Here is a 3,790-nt window from a genome sequence, read left to right as displayed (position 1 = left end):
CAGATCGGCCCGTGCGGGATAAGACCAGCGCAGCGTGATCTGCATCATCTCGCCGGTTGCCGTGAACGCGGTCGCCGTGCCTGGCGGCATCGTGTGCCCCTGGATCTTCAACGACGCGACAGCTGGCGCAGACATTGAGCCGTCAGCGAAAACAGCAACCACCGACACATCCATATCTTGAGGATCCGCGTCCCAACTGAACGAGGTATCCGGCACTACCTGGGCTGCCCATGCGCCGCCGGCGCGGCGGTACTTCAATTGGTAGTTCACAGCACCGCGAAGTGATGGCCATGCCGCGGTCACCACGGCAACACGCCGGCCGTCACCGGTCACTCGGCTGGACTCCGACAGCCGCAGGAAACCCAGCGCCGGCGGTAAGGTTGGCGCTGGGCCATTGTTGCTGAAGCTGCCTCTTTCGGCCGCGTAGTACTCCAGGCGATCGTCGATGGCGGTGAACTTCACGCCCTCGGCGCTGGGCTTCACATCCACGATCTTGACGCGCCGGCCCGGCTGCGTGGCGGCGTCGTAGAACCACATCCAGTCGTATGGCACCGCGTCCGGGGACTCATCAGGCACCGGCAGCGGGCCGCCAGCGTCCGACGCGGGGATCAGATCGCGCAGTTGCAAGGTGTCGCTGCTGCCTGATCCCACATTGACTCGATAGGTGCCATAGCGGCCATCTGGGAAGCGAATGCCCACCCAGCCGCTGGGGCCCAGCGGAACGGGGCGATCCAAGCGCAGTTGCCCGCGGTCGCCGGCTAGCAGCCGGCCGGAGTGCGACCAGTTGGCAAGGTCATGGCTCAACAACACGACGTCGCCGCGCGTGGCAACCAGGCCCTCGAAATCGGTTTCCCAGCTCACACGCCGGCGGTGATAGAGCTGAGACGCGGCGATCAGATTGGCCTCTCTGCCTGCCATGCTGGTATCGCAGCAGCCGATGAAGTCCAGCGTCACCGGATTGGTTGGGGTGCTGACACCGGGAACGGCGACGCGCACCTGGTCAATTTCGTAGCCTTTGTCCTTGTTCGAAAAATTGACGATGACCTCGTCGGCCACCTTCTCGTTGACGTACTCGATCCTGAACGAGCCGGCACGGATGTTGGCCGGGCCAAACACCGCGACTGCTGGCAGGTTGGCCGCATCCCAAATCACGCCTAGCTTGCCGGATTGCCAGGTGTAGCGCCCGCGGCCGCAGCGCGCAATCAGGCCCAGCACTTCGGCGATGCTGTATTGACGGTCCAACACCAGGCCGACGCTCAACTGCTTGGCGTCGCACCACGCCGCCCACACCTTGATGGCCTCGATATCGATTCGGCTATCCGGCAGACCCGCGCCGTACATCCGGCGGCCTTGGCCGTCAAAAGCGCCACGCGCGAACCACAGATACCACCATGCGGGATTGGTCGTCGGCTGATTCGACCAGGTCGAGCCGGTCCATACCGGGCAACTGGCCACGGCCATCGCGCTCAACTCGTCCACGGCGCCGTTGAGCTGGCTGCTGGCTTTGATCTTGAGGCCAACCCGGCGTTGACCGGAGTAGCTGGTCGTGTCCTTGCGGTATGCGCGCAGGCCGGCAAGGGCGAACTCGTTGCGTTCCCGACTGGACATCACGTCGCCACTGGTTTTACGGACCCTGACTTCGTACTGCGAAACCGGCAGTTCCTGCATCAAGGTGCGGCGCACCGGCGTGATGCTGTTGCCTGGCAGCCGGTACTTGCCATATTGGTCATCGCCATAGGGCTGCCATGCGCCATCCGGCAGCCGCCGGTATTGGATCTCGGAATCGACGTTACGCCATTCCATATCACCATTGTCGTTGGCGTAATAGCCGACGCCCTGCAGGTCCATGCCGATGCCGATGGTCTCGCGCGCCAGCTGTCGCACTACCCAGCCGTCGCTGGCCTTGATCTCGCGGCCGGTGTCGCTGCTGACATTGCCGAAGGCCGCCGGCAACTGTCCATCCGCGGCCGCATGGAACAGCTGAACGCCCTGGTAATTGCCAATCGGCGTGTCGCCGATGCGGAAATCGGACAATTGCAGATCGGGCTGCAGCCCGAAGTGGTAGGCCTGGTACAGGAACTGATCCTGGCCAGTGAACTCGGTAAAAGGGTTGCCGCCCGCGTCTGGCACGAAACGGCGCTGGCCGATCACCAGCGGCATCGGCGCAAAGGTTCGGGCGCGGTTGCGAGCGCCGGACAGCGCGTAATTATTGCTGACCGAGTAATCGCGCCCACCCAGACCACCAAGCTCTGGCATGGGTGGTGGCAGCAGGGCGTTGATCAGCATCGACCCGCCAAGCATGACAAGAGCGGTCCCGACAGTCGCGGACACACCAATCGTGCCAGCCAGCATTGGGCCTAACTGTGGCGCGGCCAGAACAAGAGCAACCATGGCGACGGTACGCAGGATCTTGCCGCCGCCACCGCCGGCCACCACCGCGCGGACTTCAATGAAATCGCCGCCTCTCAGACGGTAGCGGCGCCAGTCAGCCAGTGGCCGGCCGTTGACCTGCACCGCCAGCGGGGCACGATCCACTTCAATTTGCAGCCGGCGCAGGTAGCCGCCTAGGGTCTCATTGCGGCGGAATGCTTCGTAGATCACCTGCCGGCCATTGGTGGTCAGCGGGTGCGGAAGATGCACCAGTTTCGGTTTGGTCACAGCCATTCGTAGAACCCTTCAACTTGATAACCTTGCCTCGGCATGTCGCGCAGCCGCTGGCGCACAACAAACCCGGCGGATTCGTCGGCGTGCAGCACCCACCACTCTCCGGCCAGCCAGCACATCACACCGATGTGCTGAGCGCGACCGCGGGCAATCAGGAGTACCGGTTGAGCGTCCGCCGGCGCATCGACTCGCCGTGCGAAAGCGTCCTGGTGCTGCTGGATGAGCGCATTGCGCCCAAATGGCCCGGGGCGACGCTCGCCTGGGAGCTGGACATCAAGGCCAAGTACTTCGCGCGCTACCGTGCCGGCGAGTACAGCGCAGTCGGCCGTGTCGGCGACATAGTCTTGGCCGACATAGCGATCAGACCAATGCATTAAGCTCTCCGAAATGGTCGAAACCAGCCGACGACCTCCTGATACACTTGTTATCCATTTGATATATTTTGGAGCGTGGAATGCTGACAATCGGCGTAATGTTCACAGATAGAGCTGCTGGGGTAGCAGAGATGCACGGGCTGGATCGATCAATTCAGATAGAACCTATCTTTATCCCGGCAGTAGGGGACTTTTACTGCTATAAGCTGGCTAATGGTGGGCAGGTATCGTTCAAAATCATTAGCAGGGTATTCGTGGTCAACGTGGTCGATAGGAGCCAAGTATTAGCACTCGAGCTTGACGTCCATCAGGCATCGTCAACGTAGTTTCCCTTGCCGGCGGTTGCTGTTTTTGGCCAAAAGCCTTGAAAAGCAACCGTTTCAGCCATTTGCTATTCATCTCATTTCTCCTTGGTTTAATTTCAGATCAAAACAGTGCCGGCGCGGTTTCCGGCCGGTAATAGACCGTGACGGCGGGCTGGTTGAGCAGATCGGTGAAGCAGAGCTTGCCGCTAACGGTGGACTGGTCCATCGCCAGGCCGGTCAAGTCCATGGTGATGTCGAATTCGATCAGGTCAGGTGTGGCGCGCATGACCTGCATGATCCGGCAGGTGGCGCCAGCGCCGCCGCCGCTTTGTTCAAGCCACTGAGTCAATTCACGACCGATGTTGTCAATCTCAAGCTGAGCTTCGGGCAACTGATTGTCGGAGTCGTCCGGCAACGTGATGTTGAACGCGCAGGCGATAAACTCAT

Annotated in this window: 3 protein-coding genes; all 3 read right to left on the bottom strand. The window is 61.6% G+C overall.

Annotated features, from left to right (window positions below; genetic code table 11):
* A partial coding sequence (locus ACE3QM_RS22660) for a host specificity factor TipJ family phage tail protein (RefSeq protein ID WP_374425081.1) occupies positions 1-2,664 on the bottom strand: 2,664 nt, incomplete at its 3' end.
* A complete protein-coding gene (locus tag ACE3QM_RS22655) occupies positions 2,655-3,038 on the bottom strand; it encodes a hypothetical protein (protein WP_374425079.1) in 384 nt (127 codons plus the stop codon). The genes ACE3QM_RS22660 and ACE3QM_RS22655, both read right to left, overlap by 10 nt.
* A gap of 426 nt (positions 3,039-3,464) precedes the next feature.
* The coding region (locus ACE3QM_RS22650) for a DUF1833 family protein (RefSeq protein ID WP_374425077.1) at positions 3,465-3,790 on the bottom strand (326 nt) is incomplete at its 5' end.

This window comes from Chromobacterium sp. (genome assembly GCF_041912965.1).
Lineage (GTDB): Bacteria > Pseudomonadota > Gammaproteobacteria > Burkholderiales > Chromobacteriaceae > Chromobacterium > Chromobacterium aquaticum.
The sequence above is the reverse complement of the archived record's forward strand: the minus strand, read 5'-3'. Positions and strand labels throughout refer to the sequence as shown.

What these genes read in the sequence shown, in the direction of transcription:
- ACE3QM_RS22655 (WP_374425079.1), bottom strand. Translation starts at nt 3,038, where the DNA reads ATGCATTGGTCTGATCGCTATGTCGGCCAAGACTATGTCGCCGACACG.